The sequence below is a fragment of the Xylanimonas oleitrophica genome, assembly GCF_003244315.1.
In the GTDB taxonomy this organism is placed as follows: domain Bacteria; phylum Actinomycetota; class Actinomycetes; order Actinomycetales; family Cellulomonadaceae; genus Xylanimonas_A; species Xylanimonas_A oleitrophica.
Genome location: NZ_QKWH01000001.1, coordinates 613,171 through 630,081 on the forward strand (window position 1 = coordinate 613,171; position 16,911 = coordinate 630,081).

Annotated in this window: 17 protein-coding genes; all 17 read left to right on the forward strand. The window is 74.4% G+C overall.

Features of this window, described 5'->3' with window-relative positions; translation table 11 throughout:
- The first annotated feature begins 42 nt into the window (after window positions 1-42).
- The 17 genes from DNL40_RS03010 (at window position 43) to DNL40_RS03090 (ending at window position 16,795) form a co-directional block, all read left to right on the forward strand.
- Window positions 43-486: a DUF4233 domain-containing protein gene (locus DNL40_RS03010; RefSeq protein WP_111249717.1), complete on the forward strand. Its 444-nt coding sequence runs from the start codon at window positions 43-45 to the stop codon at window positions 484-486.
- A gap of 55 nt (window positions 487-541) precedes the next feature.
- Entirely contained in the window at window positions 542-985 is a 444-nt protein-coding gene (gene ndk, locus DNL40_RS03015; RefSeq protein WP_111249718.1) for a nucleoside-diphosphate kinase, read from the forward strand.
- Between the two features lie 129 nt (window positions 986-1,114).
- The gene (gene smc, locus DNL40_RS03020; RefSeq protein ID WP_111249719.1) at window positions 1,115-4,684 is read left to right on the forward strand and encodes a chromosome segregation protein SMC; all 3,570 of its coding nucleotides are present in this window, start codon (window positions 1,115-1,117) and stop codon (window positions 4,682-4,684) included.
- A gap of 85 nt (window positions 4,685-4,769) precedes the next feature.
- Window positions 4,770-5,180, forward strand: coding sequence for a hypothetical protein (locus tag DNL40_RS03025; RefSeq protein WP_111249720.1), 411 nt, complete (start codon window positions 4,770-4,772; stop codon window positions 5,178-5,180).
- A 58-nt stretch (window positions 5,181-5,238) separates the two neighbouring features.
- Complete coding sequence (gene ftsY, locus DNL40_RS03030; RefSeq protein WP_111249721.1) at window positions 5,239-6,405, forward strand: signal recognition particle-docking protein FtsY; 1,167 nt, start codon at window positions 5,239-5,241, stop codon at window positions 6,403-6,405.
- Between the two features lie 290 nt (window positions 6,406-6,695).
- Window positions 6,696-7,970 (forward strand): ammonium transporter, encoded by a 1,275-nt coding sequence (locus tag DNL40_RS03035; protein ID WP_111249722.1) that lies wholly within the window; start codon window positions 6,696-6,698, stop codon window positions 7,968-7,970.
- Window positions 7,967-8,308, forward strand: coding sequence for a P-II family nitrogen regulator (locus DNL40_RS03040; protein WP_111249723.1), 342 nt, complete (start codon window positions 7,967-7,969; stop codon window positions 8,306-8,308). The genes DNL40_RS03035 and DNL40_RS03040 overlap by 4 nt, the downstream gene beginning before the upstream one ends.
- Window positions 8,309-8,314: 6 nt before the next feature.
- A complete protein-coding gene (locus tag DNL40_RS03045) occupies window positions 8,315-10,162 on the forward strand; it encodes a [protein-PII] uridylyltransferase family protein (RefSeq protein ID WP_179950905.1) in 1,848 nt (615 codons plus the stop codon).
- Between the two features lie 48 nt (window positions 10,163-10,210).
- The gene (gene ffh / locus DNL40_RS03050) at window positions 10,211-11,827 is read left to right on the forward strand and encodes a signal recognition particle protein (RefSeq protein ID WP_111249724.1); all 1,617 of its coding nucleotides are present in this window, start codon (window positions 10,211-10,213) and stop codon (window positions 11,825-11,827) included.
- A 198-nt stretch (window positions 11,828-12,025) separates the two neighbouring features.
- Complete coding sequence (gene rpsP / locus DNL40_RS03055) at window positions 12,026-12,445, forward strand: 30S ribosomal protein S16 (RefSeq protein WP_111249725.1); 420 nt, start codon at window positions 12,026-12,028, stop codon at window positions 12,443-12,445.
- Window positions 12,445-12,684 carry an RNA-binding protein gene (locus DNL40_RS03060; protein WP_111249726.1) on the forward strand — a complete coding sequence of 80 codons (240 nt, stop codon included), beginning with the start codon at window positions 12,445-12,447 and terminating at the stop codon, window positions 12,682-12,684. Before rpsP ends, DNL40_RS03060 begins: the two co-directional genes overlap by 1 nt.
- A gap of 105 nt (window positions 12,685-12,789) precedes the next feature.
- The gene (gene rimM, locus DNL40_RS03065) at window positions 12,790-13,395 is read left to right on the forward strand and encodes a ribosome maturation factor RimM (protein WP_111249727.1); all 606 of its coding nucleotides are present in this window, start codon (window positions 12,790-12,792) and stop codon (window positions 13,393-13,395) included.
- 1 nt (window position 13,396) lies between these two features.
- Window positions 13,397-14,221: a tRNA (guanosine(37)-N1)-methyltransferase TrmD gene (trmD, locus tag DNL40_RS03070; RefSeq protein WP_111249728.1), complete on the forward strand. Its 825-nt coding sequence runs from the start codon at window positions 13,397-13,399 to the stop codon at window positions 14,219-14,221.
- Between the two features lie 139 nt (window positions 14,222-14,360).
- Window positions 14,361-14,717, forward strand: a complete 357-nt coding sequence (gene rplS / locus DNL40_RS03075; RefSeq protein ID WP_111249729.1) for a 50S ribosomal protein L19 — start codon at window positions 14,361-14,363, stop codon at window positions 14,715-14,717.
- Between the two features lie 119 nt (window positions 14,718-14,836).
- Window positions 14,837-15,571 carry a signal peptidase I gene (lepB, locus tag DNL40_RS03080; RefSeq protein ID WP_245885589.1) on the forward strand — a complete coding sequence of 245 codons (735 nt, stop codon included), beginning with the start codon at window positions 14,837-14,839 and terminating at the stop codon, window positions 15,569-15,571.
- On the forward strand, window positions 15,568-16,488 hold the full coding sequence (locus tag DNL40_RS03085; RefSeq protein ID WP_425450743.1) for a ribonuclease HII: 921 nt from the start codon (window positions 15,568-15,570) through the stop codon (window positions 16,486-16,488). The genes lepB and DNL40_RS03085 overlap by 4 nt, the downstream gene beginning before the upstream one ends.
- 7 nt (window positions 16,489-16,495) lie before the next feature.
- A complete protein-coding gene (locus tag DNL40_RS03090; protein WP_111249730.1) occupies window positions 16,496-16,795 on the forward strand; it encodes a DUF2469 domain-containing protein in 300 nt (99 codons plus the stop codon).
- Window positions 16,796-16,911 lie beyond the last annotated feature (116 nt).

Consider the following 16,911-nt stretch of genomic DNA (forward strand, 5'->3'; position numbering starts at 1 on the left):
GTCCGGGTCGGGCGCCGGCCGTGCGGCCGATAGCCTGGAGCCGTGAGCACCAGCAAGGACCGCCCCGCACCCGGCGACCGGATCAAGCCCAAGAAGTCGGCGCTCGAGCAGTTCACGTCCACGACGCTCGCCCTCGAGGCGTTCTGCGTGGCGTTCGCCGCCGTGGCCCTGTACGGGCTGCGCGACAGCGCCTACGAGAAGGGGCCGGTGGAGATCACCAGCCCCACCGTGATCTGGGTCGCGGGCGGCACGCTGTTCCTCCTGCTGCTGGTGCTCTCGCGCCTGACGAGCCGGCCCGTGGGCATCGCGGGCGGCACGGTCGCCCAGGTGCTGGTCATCGCCACGGGGCTGGCCCTGCCGATGATGTACCTCGTCGCGGGCGTCTTCGTGATCATGTGGGTGGCCTCGCTGCGGCTGGGTACCCGCATCGACAGGGAGCGGCGGGCCTACGACGCCGCCCACCCGGAGACCGCGCCGAACGTGTGAGGCTTCCGACGGGGGCCGCCGGTGCGGACCGGCGGCCCCCGTTAGGCTTCGGGGCATGACGCAAGAGACCACCGTCCCCGCCGTCGAGCGCACCCTGGTGCTGGTCAAGCCCGACGGCGTCCGCCGCGGGCTGTCCGGCGAGGTGCTGCGCCGCATCGAGGCCAAGGGCTACACCCTGGCCGCCGTGCAGCTGCTGACCGCCACCCCCGAGCTGCTCTCGCAGCACTACGCCGAGCACGTGGGCAAGCCGTTCTACCAGCCGCTGGTGGACTTCATGCTCTCGGGCCCCACGCTCGCCGTCGTGGCCGAGGGTCAGCGTGTGATCGAGGGCTTCCGCTCGCTCGCGGGCACCACCGACCCCACCACGGCCGCTCCCGGCACCATCCGTGGCGACCTGGCCCGCGACTGGGGCACCTCGGTGCTGCAGAACATCGTGCACGGCTCCGACTCGCCGGAGTCGGCGGAGCGCGAGATCGCGCTCTGGTTCCCGTCGCTCTGACGCCCTCCCTCCCACGACGCGGGTCCCCGGGTCCCCGGTCCTGACCGCTCAGGACCGGGGACCCGGGGACCCGCGTCGGTCGTCAGGGGCTGCGGGGGTCTGTGGGCCCTGCCCGCTAGGCTTCGGCGGGTGCACCTCAAGACGCTCACGCTCCGGGGCTTCAAGTCGTTCGCCTCGGCGACGACGCTGAGCTTCGAGCCGGGCGTCACGTGCGTCGTGGGGCCCAACGGCTCCGGCAAGTCGAACGTGGTGGACGCCCTCGCGTGGGTCATGGGCGAGCAGGGTGCCAAGTCGCTGCGCGGCGGCAAGATGGAGGACGTCATCTTCGCGGGCACCTCGGGCCGCCCGCCGCTGGGCCGCGCCGAGGTCGCCCTCACCATCGACAACACCGACGGCGCGCTGCCGATCGACTACACCGAGGTGACGATCTCGCGCACGCTGTTCCGCAGCGGCGGCTCGGAGTACGCGATCAACGGCTCGCCGTGCCGTCTCCTCGACATCCAGGAGCTCCTGAGCGACTCGGGGATCGGCCGCGAGATGCACGTGGTCGTGGGGCAGGGGCAGCTCGACGCGGTGCTGCGTGCCACCCCGGAGGACCGCCGCGGGTTCGTGGAGGAGGCCGCCGGGGTCCTCAAGCACCGCAAGCGCAAGGAGAAGGCCCTGCGCAAGCTGGACCAGATGGCCGGCAACCTGGCGCGCCTGACCGACCTGACCACCGAGCTGCGGCGGCAGCTGGGCCCCCTGGGGCGCCAGGCGGAGGCGGCGCGGCGGGCGCGCACGGTGCAGGCGGACCTGAGGGACGCGCGCAGCCGCCTGCTGGCCGACGACCTGGCCCAGCTGACGGCACAGATCGAGGCGGAGCAGGCGGACGAGGCCGCCCTGCGCGAGCGGCAGGCCGCCACGGAGGCGGCGCTGGGTGCAGCACGCGAGCGGCTGGCTCGGCTCGAGGTGGCGGCCGCGGGGGCGACGACGGCGGCAGCCCGGGCGGGGGACACGTTCCACGCCCTGTCGGCGCTGCGCGAGCGGCTGCGCGGCCTGCGCACCCTCGCGGAGGAGCGGGTGCGTCTGCTGGGCACGGCGGAGCCCGAGCACCGCGGGCAGGACCCGGCCGAGCTCGAGGCCCAGGCCGAGCGGGCCAGGGCGTCGGAGGCGGAGCTGGCCCGGGAGGTGGAGCTGGCGCGCACGGCGCTGGCCGGCGCGGTCGAGGCCCGGGCCGCGGCGGAGGCGGCCGGGAGCGAGGCGGAGAAGGAGCTGGCCGCCCTGCTGCGGGGCGCCGCGGACCGCCGCGAGGGGCTGGCTCGGCTGGCCGGCCAGGTCGCCGCGCGCCGCAGCCGCGTCGAGGCGGGCGACGCCGAGCTCGAGCGGGTGCGCGCCGCGCTGGAGGAGGCGGAGCGGCGCGAGCAGGAGGCCGTGCGGGAGTTCGCCGCGCTGGAGACCCAGGTGGTGGGCGCGGAGGCAGGGGAGGAAGGCCTGGACGCCGAGCACGAGGCCGCCGCCGACGCGCTGGAGGAGGCCCGTGCCGCCGTCGCCTCGCTGGAGGAGCGGCTGGCCGCCGCCGACCGGGACCGGGCGACGTGGTCGGCCCGCGTGGAGGCGCTCGAGCTGAGCCTGGACCGCAAGGACGGGGCCGGTGCGCTGCTCGCGGCGGACGCGCCCGGGGTGCTGGGCTCGGTGGCCGCGCTGCTGGGCGTGGAGGCCGGGTACGAGGACGCCGTGGCGGCCGCCCTGGGGCCCCTGGCCGACGCCGTCGCCGTCGCCGACGTGGACGCCGCGGTCGACGCGCTGCGCCTCCTGCGCGACGACGACGCGGGCCGGGCCGGGCTGGTGGTCGGCTCGGAGGGCGCCTCGCAGGAGCCACCGGCTCAGGTCGGCGCGCTGCCCCCGGGGGCGCGCCGGGCGCTCGACGTCGTCACGGTCTCGGGGCCCGCCGCCGCGCCGCTGCGCGCGCTGCTGGCCGACGTCGTCGTCGTCGAGGACCTGGCGGAGGCCAGGGCGCTCGTGGCCGCCCAGCCGGGGGTGGTGGCCGCGACGCGCGCCGGCGACCTGCTCGGTGCCGTGCGCGCCTGGGGCGGGTCCGCGGCGGCGCCGAGCGTGCTCCACCTGCAGTCCGCGCTCGACGAGGCACGCTCCAGCGCCGAGGAGGCGACGGCCCGCGGGGAGCGGTGCCGCTTCGAGCTGGCGGCGGCCCGCGAGGCCCTGACCGGGGCCCAGGACCGGTACGACGAGACTCTCGACCGCCTCAACGAGTCCGACGCCGCGCTCGCCGCGGTGGCCGAGCGGCTGGGTACGCTCGGAGCCGCGCAGCGGGCGGCCCGGGCCGAGGCGGAGCGGCACCGGAGCAACCTCGCCCAGGCCACCGAGCGGCGGGCCGCCGACGAGGCCGAGCTCGCGGAGCTGACCCGGCGCCTGGAGGTGGCCGAGGCCGAGCCCGCACAGTCCCACGAGGCTGTCACCGAGGCCACCCGCGCGCGCGACGCCGCCCAGGAGGCAGCGACACAGGCGCGCTCCGCCGAGACGGAGGCACGGCTCGCCCTGCGCACCAGCGAGGAGCGCGCCCGAGCCGTCTCGGGGCGGGCGCACGGCCTGGCCCGGGCGGCCGCCGCCGAGCGAGCCGCCCGCGAGAAGGCCGCGGCGCGGGCGCGGGCCCGCACCGCCCAGGCGCAGGTCGCCGCCTCGGTCCGCGACGACGCGACCACGGCGCTCGACGCGCTGGCCCGGTCGATCGAGCGGGCCGCCGCCGAGCGTGCGGCCGCCGAGGAAGCACGCACGGCCCGCGCCCACGAGCTCGACGCGGTGCGCGCCGACGTCGACCGTCTCGCCGGCGAGCTGCGGGAGCTGACCGACGTCGCCCACCGCGACGAGGTGGCGCGCGCGCAGCAGACCCTGCGCCTGGAGCAGCTGCGCGCACGGGCCACCGACGAGCTCGGCACCGACCCCGAGACCCTGGTCGAGGAGTACGGCCCGCACCGGATGGTGCCCGTGCCGCGGCCCGAGGGCGCGGCCGAGGAGGATCCCGACCCGGAGCCCGTGCCGTACGTGCGCGAGGAGCAGGAGAAGCGGCTGCGGCAGGCCGAGCGGGCGCTGGCCCGCATCGGCACGGTCAACCCGCTCGCCCTGGAGGAGTTCGCCGCGCTCGAGGAGAGGCACCGGTTCCTCACCGACCAGCTCGCGGACCTGAAGAAGTCCCGCCAGGACCTGCTGCAGATCGTCGAGGACATCGACGAGCGGGTGCAGCAGGTGTTCGCCGAGGCGTTCCGGGACACGGCCGCGCAGTTCGAGCGGGTCTTCCCCACGCTGTTCCCGGGCGGCGAGGGCCGGCTCGTGCTGACCGACCCCACCGACCTGCTGGGCACGGGGATCGAGGTCGAGGCGCGCCCGGCGGGCAAGAAGGTCAAGCGCCTCAGCCTCCTCTCGGGGGGCGAGCGCTCGCTGACCGCGGTGGCGTTCCTCGTCTCCATCTTCAAGGCGCGCCCCAGCCCGTTCCTCATCATGGACGAGGTCGAGGCAGCGCTCGACGACGTCAACCTGGGCCGCCTGCTCGACATCTTCCGGGAGCTGCAGCGCGACTCCCAGCTCATCGTCATCACGCACCAGAAGCGCACGATGGAGATCGCCGACGCCCTGTACGGCGTCACGATGCGTGGTGACGGTGTGACGACCGTCATCTCCCAGCGCCTGCGGGAGGCCGCGGACGCCTGAGACCGCGGGCCTGGGGCTCGTGTCCTCGCAGAATCCTCACCTCCCGTCCCGGGCGTGTGCGAGCGGGTGAGGGAAACTTGGTGCCATGGTCACGTTCGTCGTCTGGTGTGTCGTCGCTGTCCTCCTCGTCGCCGGTGTGTTCCTCGTGGCGAACGTGATGGAGCGGCGCGACGACGACGTGCCCGTGGGGCTCGGCGGCAGCCTCCGCGGTTTCTGGAGCAGCTTCCGGGCGGGGCTCCGGCGCGAGCGGCGCGAGGAAGCGGTGCCGGAACCGGTCGACACGGATCTCGACACGTTCTTCGCCGGCACCGTCGAGAGCGGGCCCGCCTACGTCGACGCGGAACAGCTCTCCGACGTGCTGCACCGCGCACGTGAGCAGGCCACCCGTCAGCTCCACGTGGGCACCGTGCACCGCCCCGACGTCGCGCCCGAGCCGGCCGCCGGGGCCCCCGCCTCCCCGGCGCCGGGCCCGGCGTCCCCGGGCGGGCGCGGCTGACCGCCCCGCCCCGCCGCGCGCACGTGCCCGCCGCCTGCGTTCTGGGAGACTGGGACTCGTGAACGACGTCCTCCTCTGGCTCATCCCCCTGGCCGTCCTCGTCGCCGGCGGCGGCACGGCGGCCCTGCTCGTCCCGCGCTCGCGCCGGCAGCGTGACCTGCCGTCCGGCACCGTCCTCGAGCGGCCGACGACGGCGACCGGCGACGCCGCGGCCCCCGCCCCCGCCGAGGCGCCCCCCGCAGCAGAGGTGCCCGCGACCGCTGCCGACGTCGAGGCCGTCCCCGTCGAGCAGCCCGCCCCCGCGCAGGGGCGGCTGGTGCGGTTGCGCGACCGGCTCGCCCGCTCCGGCTCGCCCCTCGGTGCGCGCCTGCTCGCGGTGCTCTCGCGCGACCAGCTGACCGAGGACGACTGGGACGAGATCGAGGAGACGCTCCTGCTCGCCGACGTCGGCGCCGGCCCCGCCGGGGAGCTCGTCGAGGCGCTGCGCACGCGTGTTCGCGTGCTCGGCGTCACCGACACCCAGGCCGTGCGCGCGCTCCTGCGCGAGGAGCTGGTCCGGCTCGTCGACCCCGGCATGGACCGCGCGCTGCGCACGGCCGGTGACGAGCCCGGCCAGCCGGGCGTCGTCATGGTGGTGGGCGTCAACGGCACCGGCAAGACCACCACGGTGGGCAAGCTGGCCCGCGTGCTGGTCGCCGAGGACAAGAAGGTGGTGCTCGGCGCGGCGGACACGTTCCGTGCCGCGGCGGCGGACCAGCTGCAGACGTGGGGCTCGCGCGTCGGCGTCACCACCGTGCGGGCGGACCGTGACGGCGCGGACCCGGCGGCCGTCGCGTTCGACGCGGTGCGGCAGGGCAAGGCCGACGGCGCCGACGTCGTCCTGGTGGACACGGCCGGTCGTCTGCAGAACAAGGCCGGCCTCATGGACGAGCTCGGCAAGATCACGCGCGTGGTGACGCGCGAGGCCCCGCTGACCGAGGTGCTGCTGGTGCTCGACGCCACCACCGGCCAGAACGGCCTGACCCAGGCGCGCGTGTTCGGCGAGGTCGCCGGGGTCACGGGCATCGTGCTGACCAAGCTCGACGGCACCGCCAAGGGCGGCATCGTCGTGGCCGTGCAGCGCGAGCTGGGCGTGCCGGTCAAGCTCGTGGGCCTGGGGGAGGGGCCGGACGACCTGGCACCGTTCGACGCGGAGCAGTTCGTCGACGGCATCCTCGGCGACTGAGGTCGCCGCTCCGGCACAGGCAGACCGCAGCGGCGGCGCGAACGCGGCGCAGACGCCGCGCGGCGGCACGTGGGCGTCCGACGACTCGTCGGGCGCCCACGCCCGTGTCACGGCCAGGTCACGACCGGGACCGCTGCGTCCCGCATGCTGGACGCAGCGGGCAGGGAAACCCAACGTTTACCCGTGCGCGGCGTCTGTCACGCCGTCGTAACGCGAGAAGGTCCCGGTGGAAACGGTGCTCCCTCACGGTTGACCCGTCCGGCCGCCCGGCTGGTGAGGGAGGGAACCTGATGTTGGATACCGGAGTCACCGCGTGGATGCTCGTGTCGGCGTCCCTCGTGCTCCTGATGACGCCAGGCCTGGCGTTCTTCTACGGCGGCATGGTGCGCGGCAAGTCGGTCCTGAACATGATGATGATGTCGTTCGGCGCGATCGCCGTGGTCGGCGTCATCTACGTGCTCTGGGGCTGGTCGATGTCCTATGGCTCGAGCGTGGGGGGCATCTTCGGCAACCCGTTCGACCAGTTCGGCCTGGGGGGCAGCTTCGACCCCGTCACGGTGCTGAACGAGGACACCGGGGCGTTCATGCCCACCATCGTCGACGTGGGCTTCCAGGCCACGTTCGCGATCATCACCGTCGCGCTGGTCTCGGGCGCGATCGCCGACCGCGTGAAGTTCGGCTCCTGGATGGTCTTCGCGGCCGTCTGGGTGACGCTCTCCTACTTCCCCCTCGCGCACATGGTCTGGGGCGGTGGCCTGCTGTCCGACGAGGGGCCGTTCGTCTTCGGTGACGCCGCCCCGATCGACTTCGCCGGTGGCACCGTGGTGCACATCAACGCGGGCGTCGCCGCGCTCGTGCTGGCCCTGGTGGTCGGCAAGCGCAAGGGCTTCGGCACCGAGCCGATGCGCCCGCACAACCTCCCCTTCGTGATGCTGGGCGCCGCGCTGCTGTGGTTCGGCTGGTTCGGCTTCAACGGCGGGTCGGCGTACGGCGCCGACGAGGCCGCGGGCCTGGCGTGGGTCAACACGACCACCGCGACCGCGGCCGCGATCCTCGGCTGGCTGCTCACGGAGAAGATCCGTGACGGCCACGCCACCTCCCTCGGTGCCGCCTCCGGCGTCGTCGCGGGCCTGGTGGCGATCACCCCGGCCGCCGGGGACGTGTCCCCGCTCGGGGCGATCGTCGTCGGCGCCGTGGCCGGTGCGCTCTCGGCGCTCGCGGTCGGCCTGAAGTACCGGTTCGGGTACGACGACTCGCTCGACGTGGTGGGCGTCCACCTCGTGGCCGGCCTGTGGGGCACCGTCGCGCTCGGCTTCCTGGCCACGGAGACCGGCCTGTTCTACGGCGGCGGCCTCGCCCAGCTGGGCGTGCAGGTGGTTATCGCGCTGGTCGCGATCGCGTTCTCCGCCGTCGTCACCCTGGTCGTCGCGCTGGCCGTCAAGGCCACGCTGGGCTGGCGCGTCACCGAGGAGAGCGAGGTCGGGGGCATCGACCTCGCCGTGCACGGCGAGACCGCGTACGAGACCATCGCCCAGGGTTCGGTCATCAAGGAGGTCCGCGCATGAGCAAGCTCGTCACCGGTGTCATCCAGCCGCACCGTCTCGACGACGTGAAGTCGGCCCTGGAGGCCGCCGGCGTCCGCGGGATGACCGTGTCGGAGGCCAGCGGCTACGGCCGCCAGAAGGGTCACACCGAGGTGTACCGCGGGGCGGAGTACACGGTGGACCTGGTGCCGAAGGTCCGCGTCGAGGTGCTGGTGGCCGACGAGGACGCGGCGGCGGTCGTCGACGTCGTGGTCGGCGCCGCCCAGACGGGCAAGATCGGTGACGGGAAGGTCTGGGTGGTCCACGTCGAGGACGTCGCCCGGGTCCGCACCGGTGAGCACGGCGACAGCGCCCTGTAGGCGGCCGTGACCGACGTCCCCGTGCAGGACGACGGTCGGTCAGGTCAGGGGCAGGCCCCGCACCCCGCGGACGGGGTGCGGGGCCTGCGCGCTGATCTGCTGGCCGCGGCGACCGACCTGTCCGGACCGTCGCGCTCCGGCGTGGCTCGGCGCTCGGCGCTGGTGCGCACGGTGACCGAGCGGCTGGGCGCGCTCTACGACCAGGCCACCGACGGCGTCGAGCCCGCCGGGCTGGCGCTGGCGGCGGTGGGCAGCCTGGCCCGCGGCGACCTGGGGCCGCTGTCGGACCTCGACCTGGTGCTGGTGCACGACGGGCGCACCCACCCGGCCGAGGAGCTGGCGCGCGTGGCGGAGCGCCTGTGGTACCCGCTGTGGGACTCCGGCGTGGACATCGACCACGCGGTGCGCTCCCTCAGCCAGACGCGGCAGGTCGCCTCGAAGGACCTGGCGGCGGCGGTGAGCTGGCTCGACGTGCGCCCGGTGGCGGGGGACGCCGTGGTCGTGCACCGGGCGGCGTCGGCGATCCTGACGGACTGGCGTGCCGCGTCGCGGCGCCGGCTGCCGGAGCTGCTGGCATCGGTGCGCGAGCGCGCGCAGCGCTCGGGAGAGCTGGCGTACCTGGTCGAGCCGGACCTGAAGGAGGCGCGTGGCGGCATCCGGGACGCCGTCCTGCTCTCGGCCCTGGCGGCCACCTGGCTCACGGACCGCCCGCACGGTGCGGTCGACCGGGCGTACACGCACGTGCTCGACGTGCGCGACACCCTCCAGGTGGTGACCCGGCGCCGTACGACGCGGCTGCTGCTGGCCGACCTGGACGAGGTCGCGGAGCGCTCGGGGTTCGACGACCCGGACGAGCTGCTGGCGTCGCTGGCCGAGGCCGGCCGGGAGATCTCCTACGCCCTCGACTCGACGGTGCGCCGCGCGCGCCAGGCGTTGCAGCGCCCGCCCGCGCGCCGTCCGCTGCTCGTGCGCGGACGGCGCACGCCCCCGCGGCTGCGGGCCGTGGGCGACGGGCTGGTGGAGCACGACGGCGAGCTGGTGCTCGCGGTGGACGCGAGCCCGGAGAGCGACCCGCTGCTGAGCCTGCGCGCCGCGGCGACGGCGGCGCGCACCGGGCTGGTGCTGTCGCCGGTGACGGTCGGGAGCCTGGCCCGCGGTGCGCCGCTGCCCGAGCCGTGGCCGCGCGCGGCGCGCCAGGCGTTCCTCCAGCTCCTCGGCTCGGGGCCCGCCCAGGTCCCCGTCTGGGAGGCGCTCGACCTGGCCGGCGTGGTCACGTCCTGGATCCCCGAGTGGGCGGGGGTGCGCAACCGGCCCCAGCGCGCCGCCGTGCACCGGCACACCGTGGACCGGCACATGGTGGAGACGGTGGCCCGTGCCGCGGCCCTGCGCCGTGCGCTGCCCGAGCCGGCGGCAGTGCGCGGCGAGGTCCTGCTGGTCGCGGCCGTGCTGCACGACGTCGGCAAGCGGCGCGGGGCACTGGACCCGGACCACTCGGTCGAGGGCGCCCGCCTCGTGCCGGGGATCGTGGCGAGGATGGGGTTCGGCGAGGACGTCGCGCGCGACGTGACCCGGCTGGTGCGCCACCACCTGGTGCTGTCGGAGCTGGCCACGCAGGCCGACCCCGGCGACCCCGCCACGGTCGCCCGGCTGCTGGACGCCGTCGACCACCGGGCTGACCTGCTCGCCGAGCTGCGGGTGCTCACGGAGGCGGACGCCTCGAGCCTGGGAGCGAAGAACGGGTGGACGTCCTGGCGGGCCCGGCTGGTCGACGACCTGGTGCGCCGGGCGCGGGCAGCCCTGGGCGAGGGCGCCGGTGCGGGGGAGGCCGGGACCGGCGCTCGCGCCGGCGGGTAGGCTGGGGGACCGTTCCACACCGTTCACGAGACCTCGAGGACCGCCCTGGTGTTCAACTCCCTGTCGGACCGGCTCACCGCGACCTTCAAGAACCTCCGCGGCCGGGGACGCCTGTCCGAGGCCGACATCGACGCCACCGTGCGCGAGATCCGCCGGGCGCTGCTCGACGCCGACGTCGCCGTGCCCGTGGTGCGCGAGTTCACCGCGGCCGTGCGCGAGCGTGCGCTGTCGGCCGAGGTGTCCGGCGCGCTGAACCCGGCGCAGCAGGTCGTCAAGATCGTCAACGAGGAGCTCGTCGAGATCCTCGGGGGGCACACGCGCCCGCTGTCGTTCGCCAAGGTGGCCCCGACCGTCATCATGCTGGCCGGCCTCCAGGGCGCGGGCAAGACGACCCTGGCGGGCAAGCTGTCGCTCGCCCTGCGCGAGCAGGGCCACACCCCGCTCCTGGTCGCTGCCGACCTGCAGCGCCCCAACGCCGTCACCCAGCTGTCCGTGGTGGCCGAGCGTGCCGGCGTCCCCGTCTACGCGCCGCACCCCGGCAACCAGGGAGCGGAGACCGACGTCGTCATCGGCGACCCGGTGGGCGTGGCCCGCGACGGTGTGGCGTTCGCCCGGGACAAGCAGCACGACGTCGTCATCGTGGACACCGCGGGCCGCCTCGGCGTGGACCAGGTGCTCATGCAGCAGGCCGCCGACATCCGCGCGGCGATCAGCCCCGACGAGGTGCTGTTCGTCATCGACGCGATGATCGGCCAGGACGCCGTCGCCACGGCCAGCGCGTTCCTCGAGGGCGTCGACTTCACCGGCGTGGTCCTGTCCAAGCTCGACGGCGACGCCCGCGGTGGTGCCGCGCTGTCGGTCGCGAAGGTGACCGGCCGCCCGATCATGTTCGCCTCGACCGGTGAGAAGCTCACCGACTTCGAGGTGTTCCACCCCGACCGGATGGCCTCGCGCATCCTCGACATGGGTGACGTGCTCACCCTCATCGAGCAGGCCGAGCGCGCCTTCGACGCCGAGCAGGCCGAGAAGATGGCGCAGAAGGTGGCCACCGGCCAGGACTTCTCGCTGGCCGACTTCCTGGTGCAGATGCAGCAGATGAAGAAGCTCGGCTCGATGAAGAAGATGCTCGGGATGCTGCCCGGCATGGGGCAGATGCGCGAGCAGCTCGAGAACTTCGACGAGCGGGAGGTCGACCGCATCGAGGCGATCATCCACTCGATGACGCCGGCCGAGCGCGAGAACCCCAAGATCATCAACGGCTCGCGCCGTGCGCGCATCGCCCGCGGTTCCGGCACCACCACGACGGCGGTCAACCAGCTGCTGGAGCGGTTCGAGGCCGCGCAGAAGATGATGCGCCAGATGGCGCGGGGCGGCGGGATGCCGGGGATGCCCGGTGGCATGCCGGGCATGCCGGGGATGCCCGGCGGTGGCAAGAAGTCCCGCGGCAAGCAGCAGCCCGCCAAGAAGGTCAAGGGCAAGTCGGGCAACCCGGCCAAGCGCGCCCAGCAGGAGAAGGAGGCGCTGCAGCGGGCCCTGGGTGGCCCGGCCGCGCCGGCCGGTGCGGCGGGCTCGTCGTTCGGCGTCGGCAAGCAGCAGCCCGAGGACGTCGACCTGTCGCAGCTGCAGCTGCCCGAGGGGTTCGACAAGCTGCTCGGTGGCCGCTGAGGCTCCCGCTGCGGGCGGCCGGCGCCGTGAGCGACCTCGCTTTGGCGCCGGCCCCCAGGTCTGGCACAATGGGCCGGTACTCGGTGTGCCCAGGCCCCTCTCACCTGCGCGACGCCGCGTCCTGATCCCGCTCGCCGCTCGACCCCACGAACCGGTGTGCGCGGGTCACCCATCCCAGAACCAGGAGTGACCACAACAGTGGCCGTCAAGATTCGCCTCAAGCGCCTCGGCAAGATCCGGGCCCCGTACTACCGTGTCGTCGTCGCCGACTCGCGCACCAAGCGCGACGGTCGCGTGATCGAGGAGATCGGCAAGTACCACCCGACCGAGGAGCCCTCGTTCATCGAGATCGACTCCGAGCGCGCTCAGTACTGGCTCGGCGTCGGCGCGCAGCCGACCGAGCAGGTCGCCGCCATCCTCAAGGTCACCGGCGACTGGCAGAAGTTCAAGGGCATCGAGGGTGCCGAGGGCACCCTCAGGACCAAGGCTGCCAAGGGCGACACCGCCTCGGCGGTCGAGGCCGTCAACGCCGAGGCCGAGAAGGCCAAGGCCAAGGCTGCGGAGCGCAAGTCCGCGCCCGCCGAGGAGGCCCCGGCCGAGGCTGAGGCCGAGGCCTGATGCTCGCCGAGGCCCTCGAGCACCTGGTGCGCGGCATCGTGGACAACCCGGACGACGTCCAGGTGACCGCGAAGGCGCTGCGCCGGGGCGAGCTGCTCGAGGTCCGCGTGCACCCGGACGACCTCGGCCGAGTCATCGGCCGGGGCGGCCGCACGGCCAAGGCGCTGCGCACCGTCGTCGGTGCGCTGTCGACCGACGGTCCGGTGCGGGTCGACGTCGTCGACGTCGACCGGCGCTGAGCACCCACGCGAACTGACGACGGGACCCGGTCCGCACGCGGACCGGGTCCCGTCGTCGCATCCCGGACCGGGACCGCCGGCCGGGACGGACGGACAGGAGACGACATGCAGCTCGTGGTGGCCCGCGTCGGGCGAGCCCACGGCCTGCGCGGCGAGGTGAGCCTCGACCTGCGCACCGACGACCCGGAGAGCCGGCTGGCGGTCGGGCAGGTGCTCGCCACCGAGCCGGCGTCCGCCGGCCCCCTGACCGTGCTGACCGTACGCACCCACCAGGAACGCTGGCTCGTGCGCTTCGCCGAGGTGGCGGACCGGACCGCCGCCGAGGCGCTGCGTGGCGTCGAGCTCGTCGTCGAGGCCGACGCCTCCGACGAGGAGGACGCCTGGTACCCGCACGAGCTGCGCGGCCTGCGTGCCGAGCTCGTCGACGGGACCGTGGTGGGCGAGGTCGTGGCGCTCGAGCACCTGCCCGCCCACGACGCGCTCCTCGTGCGCGAGACCGGGGGAGAGCGCACCCTCGTGCCGTTCGTCAAGGCCATCGTCCCGCAGGTCGACGTGGCCGGCGGGCGCGTGGTGCTCGACCCGCCCGGCGGCCTGCTCGCCCGCGACGCCGACAACCTCGTCGTCGCCTCGCCCGACGGCGACTCTGACGGCGACTCCGACGGCGGCCCCGACGTGGACACCGGCACGGGTCGCGCCGAGGGCGAGAGCTGACGTGCGCATCGACGTCGTCTCCATCTTCCCGGACTACCTCGCCGCCCTCGACCTGTCGCTCGTCGGCAAGGCGCGGCGATCGGGTCTCCTCGACCTGCGGGTCCACGACCTGCGGGACTGGACCGCGGACCGGCACCGCACCGTCGACGACACCCCGTTCGGCGGCGGTGCCGGGATGGTCATGCGCCCCGACGTCTGGGGCGCCGCCATCGACTCCGTGCTGGGCGACGACCCGGAGGGGCACCTGGTCATCCCCACGCCGTCGGGTGAGGTGTTCACGCAGCGCCACGCCGAGGCCTTCGCCACCGAGACCCACCTGGTCGTGGCGTGCGGGCGGTACGAGGGCATCGACGCCCGGGTGGCCGAACGCTACCGGGCAGCCGGGCGGCGGGTGAGCGAGCTGTCGATCGGCGACTACGTGCTCAACGGGGGAGAGGTCGCAGCCCTCGTCATGGTCGAGGCGGTGGGGCGCCTGCTGCCGGGGGTGGTGGGCAACCCCGAGTCGCTGGTCGAGGAGTCGCACGGCGCGGCCGGGCTCCTCGAGTACCCGGTGTACACCAAGCCGCCCGCGTGGGAGGGGCTGGAGATCCCCGAGGTGCTGCTCTCAGGGCACCACGCGAAGATCGACCGGTGGCGGCGCGACCGCGCCCTGGAGCGCACGGCCGCCCGGCGTCCCGACATGGTGGCCGCGCTCGACGTGGCCGGGCTCGACAAGCACGATCTGCGCCTGCTGGCCGAGCTGGGCTGGCACGTCGACGGCGGACGGCTGCGCCGGACGTCCGACGCTCCGGAGGGCACGGGCTCACCGGCACCTGTGGCAGAATAGGTCGGCGGTGCGTCCACAGCCGGTATCGGCCTCTGCCACAGGGGAGACGCGGGACGCACCGGAACCACCATCATCACCGACCCGCGCGCCCGCGCGGGCCTGAGCTTGCGCCTGACCTGTGGCAGGCGGGGAGAGAACAATGCACACGCTCGACATCGTCGACGCAGCCTCGCTGCGCTCCGACATCCCGGACTTCCGCGCCGGTGACACCGTCAAGGTCAACGTCAAGGTCGTCGAGGGCAACCGCTCGCGCGTCCAGGCCTTCCAGGGTGTCGTGATCGCGCGCCAGGGTGGCGGCGTCCGCGAGACGTTCACCGTCCGCAAGATCAGCTTCGGCGTCGGCGTGGAGCGCACCTTCCCGCTGCACGCCCCGACGATCGACTCGCTCGAGCTCGTCACCCGCGGTGACGTGCGTCGCGCCAAGCTGTACTACCTGCGTGCGCTGCGCGGCAAGAAGGCGAAGATCAAGGAGAAGCGCGAGACCCCGGCCAAGTGAGCCGCGGCCTCACGGCCTCCATCGACGACGGGCGGTCCCTCTCCGGAGGGGCCGCCCGTCGTCGTCCTCCCCGCGGTCCGGTGGGGAGCGCCCTCGAAACCGTGACAGAATCCGACCCCGTGACCCACCCTCAGCCCGCGCCCGAACCTGCCGACCTTCCGCAGGGACCGTCGCGGGGCCCGGCCCGCCGCGGGACCGGGCTGCTGCGCGAGACGGCGATCATCGTCATCAGCGCGCTCGTGCTCTCGTGGCTCATCAAGTCGTTGCTCGTCCAGGCGTTCTTCATCCCCAGCGGCTCGATGCGCGACACCCTCGAGGAGGGCGACCGGGTCATGGTCTCGCGCCTGGTGCCCAACGTCTTCGACGTCCACCGTGGCGACATCGTGGTCTTCAAGGACCCGGGCGGCTGGCTCCCGCCCTACGAGCCGCCGGACCAGGGCCCGGTCGGCAACGCCGTCCGTCACGCCCTGACGTTCGTGGGTCTGCTGCCGCAGGACACGGGCGAGCACCTCATCAAGCGGGTGATCGGCATGGAGGGCGACCACGTGGTGTGCTGCGATGCCGAGGGGCGGATCGAGATCAACGGCGAACCGATCGACGAGACCTACATCCGGCCGGGGTCGATCCCGAGCCAGACCCCGTTCGACCGCACGGTGCCGCCCGGCATGCTGTTCGTCATGGGCGACAACCGGCAGGACTCGCAGGACTCGCGCTACAACGAGTCGAAGCCGGGCGGAGGCTTCGTCCCGGTCTCGAACGTGGTGGGCACCGCGTTCGCGACGGTGTGGCCGTTCGACCGTGCCACCTGGCACCGCAACCCCGGCTCGGTGTTCGTGGAGGTCCCCCAGCCGTGACGTCCGCGCGTCGACCCACCCCGCCCCGCAAGGCCGCCGGGACCACTGGCCGGCGCGCACCGACGCTGCGGCACGAGCGTGCGCTCGTCTCGGCGGGGGCCCGGCTGGTGGCGGGCATGGACGAGGTGGGACGCGGCGCCCTCGCCGGTCCCGTCAGCGTGGGCGTCGTCGTGGTGGACGCCGCGACCCGGACCGCGCCCAAGGGCGTGGCCGACTCCAAGCTGCTCACGCCGGTGGCCCGTGAGGCGCTGGTGCCGCAGCTGCAGCGCTGGGGCGTGGCGTGGGCCGTGGGGCACGCGGGGCCGGCAGAGATCGACGCCCACGGGATCGTCGCAGCCCTGCGCCTGGCGGGGCGCCGTGCTCTCGCGCAGGTGCGCCGGGTGTGCGGTGACGTCGACGTGGTGCTCCTCGACGGCTCTCACGACTGGCTCTCCCGCCGGCAGGTGGACCTCTTCGAGGCGGCGGACCTCGACGTCGACGGCGCGCCCGACACGGACCCGACGGTGCGCACGATGGTCAAGGCCGACCTGCAGTGCGCGTCGGTGGCCGCGGCGAGCGTCCTCGCGAAGGTGGAGCGCGACATGCTGCTGTCGCGGCTGGCGCGCCAGTACCCCGTCTACGCCTGGGACCAGAACAAGGGCTATTCGGCGCCCGCGCACCTGGAGGCGCTGCGCCGTCACGGCACGACGCCGCAGCACCGTCGCTCCTGGAACCTCAGCGCCCTGGCGGGCGACCCGGCAGCAGGCGGGGTGGCAGCGGGTGGAGCGGCGGGCGCCGGGGTGGCTGCGGCCCAGGCGGCGCAGTTCGGCGAGGTGGTGGCCGAGACGCTCGACGTGGCCGCGGACGCCCAGGCCCCCGACGGGCGAGCAGCCGGTGCGCGGGTCGGTCCCGGCGAGCCGGGCACGGACCTGGGATGATGAGACCGTGAGCGCCGAAGACCTCGAGAACTACGAGACCGAGATGGAGCTCGCGCTCTACCGCGAGTACCGGGACGTGGTCGGCCTGTTCTCGTACGTGGTGGAGACCGAGCGCCGCTTCTACCTGGCGAACCAGGTCGACCTGCAGGTGCGGTCGGCCGCGGGCGAGGTCTACTTCGAGCTGCGTCTCGGGGACGCCTGGGTGTGGGACGTCTACCGCTCGGCCCGGTTCGTGAAGTCCGTGCGGGTGGTGACGTTCAAGGACGTCAACGTCGAGGAGCTGGCCAAGGCCGACCTGGCGCTCTGACGCCGGTCACGGACCCGAGCTGACCGGAGCTGCCGCCGGGGTCTGGGGCGGCGTGAAGCACCGCACCGACCTGCCCGTGCCGACCTGCCCGTGCCGAGTCGCCTGGGCCGGACGCT

What these genes read in the sequence shown, in the direction of transcription:
- DNL40_RS03040 (WP_111249723.1), top strand. Translation starts at nt 7,967, where the DNA reads ATGAGCAAGCTCGTCACCGGTGTCATCCAGCCGCACCGTCTCGACGAC.
- DNL40_RS03060 (WP_111249726.1), top strand. Translation starts at nt 12,445, where the DNA reads ATGCTCGCCGAGGCCCTCGAGCACCTGGTGCGCGGCATCGTGGACAAC.
- rimM (WP_111249727.1), top strand. Translation starts at nt 12,790, where the DNA reads ATGCAGCTCGTGGTGGCCCGCGTCGGGCGAGCCCACGGCCTGCGCGGC.
- DNL40_RS03025 (WP_111249720.1), top strand. Translation starts at nt 4,770, where the DNA reads ATGGTCACGTTCGTCGTCTGGTGTGTCGTCGCTGTCCTCCTCGTCGCC.
- ndk (WP_111249718.1), top strand. Translation starts at nt 542, where the DNA reads ATGACGCAAGAGACCACCGTCCCCGCCGTCGAGCGCACCCTGGTGCTG.
- rplS (WP_111249729.1), top strand. Translation starts at nt 14,361, where the DNA reads ATGCACACGCTCGACATCGTCGACGCAGCCTCGCTGCGCTCCGACATC.
- DNL40_RS03035 (WP_111249722.1), top strand. Translation starts at nt 6,696, where the DNA reads ATGTTGGATACCGGAGTCACCGCGTGGATGCTCGTGTCGGCGTCCCTC.